This is a genomic window from Streptomyces sp. NPDC059355 (assembly GCF_042752335.1).
Lineage (GTDB): Bacteria > Actinomycetota > Actinomycetes > Streptomycetales > Streptomycetaceae > Streptomyces.
The window spans coordinates 1-1,084 of the sequence record NZ_JBHYXN010000125.1 but is presented as its reverse complement, the minus strand read 5'-3'; the positions used below and the strand labels follow the sequence as shown (position 1 = coordinate 1,084).

General features: G+C 66.6%; 1 pseudogene. It reads left to right on the top strand.

The annotated features are described in order from the left end of the window. Positions 1 to 499 precede the first annotated feature (499 nt). Positions 500 to 958 (top strand): annotated as a pseudogene (locus ACFXGI_RS38815) (transposase); the annotation flags it as partial. Between the last annotated feature and the right edge of the window lie 126 nt (positions 959 to 1,084).

Below are 1,084 nucleotides of genomic sequence, written 5' to 3'. Positions count from 1 at the left end.
CGCCGCCAGCTATATCGCCGGGGAGGCGCGCTGGTGAAACGCATCCCACCACGCGGCTACCAGGGCCTCGGCCTGGGCGCCCGGATGGGCGGCCGCGTGGTGACACCAGCGCACCGCAAGTTCAAGAAGAGCCCCCGGACTGGTACGAGCAGATTTACGAGGGTCAGCGCGAGGCGTACTCCGGATGCCGTGTCCGGGTCGAGCACGGCATCGCACACCTGAAGAACTGGCGAGCCCTTGCACGCCACCATGGCCCGTGCCAGTACATGAGCGGCACGATCCAAGCCATTGCCGGACTGCTCTCACACCATCAGGCCGCCACCCATGGGGGGCCGTCATCCACAGTGACCACCGCGCCGACCTACACCTGTCAACGTGCCACAGCCAACCATGCACGAGGTGGGGGCGGGCAAGATCCTTGTCGGGGATGTCGGCGGCCAAGTTCGAGATTCAGTACTTCACCGGTTCGGCCACGCCGTCGGGCTGCTGTGCGGTCAGCGTCCACCTGCTGCGGGCCTTGTTCCGCTATGCCGGCCGCCAGGACTGGGACAAGATCGCCAAAGCACTGAAGCCGGTCTGCACCGCTCCGACCCAGGACGCGGCCACCAGCCGGTTCCTCGAGTTCAGCGGGGAATGGGGCCAGAAGTACCCGGCGATCGTCCGGTTGTGGGAGAACGCCTGGGCGGAGTTCGTTCCGTTCCTGCAGTTCGACGCGGAGATCCGCCGGATCGTCTGCACGACCCACGCGATCCAGTCCGTCAACGCCCGCATCCGCCGGGCGGTCCGCGCCCGCGGCCACTTCCCCTCCGAGAACGCCGCCATGAAGTGCGTCTACCTCGCGGTGATGTCCCTCGACCCGACCGGCGCCGGCCGCAAACGCTGGACCACCCGCTGGAAGCGGGCCCTCCAAACCTTCGACACGGCCATCGACGGACGCCTCACCAACAACCGAATCTGACCCTACAATCCAACCCAGTTACACCGAAAACTCTACAGACCCGGCGCGGCCTGAACCGCGCACCCCGTGAGCGGTACAAACGTACGAGCCATCGCTGAGACGCGTGATTTGCGGACTGCGTCCGAC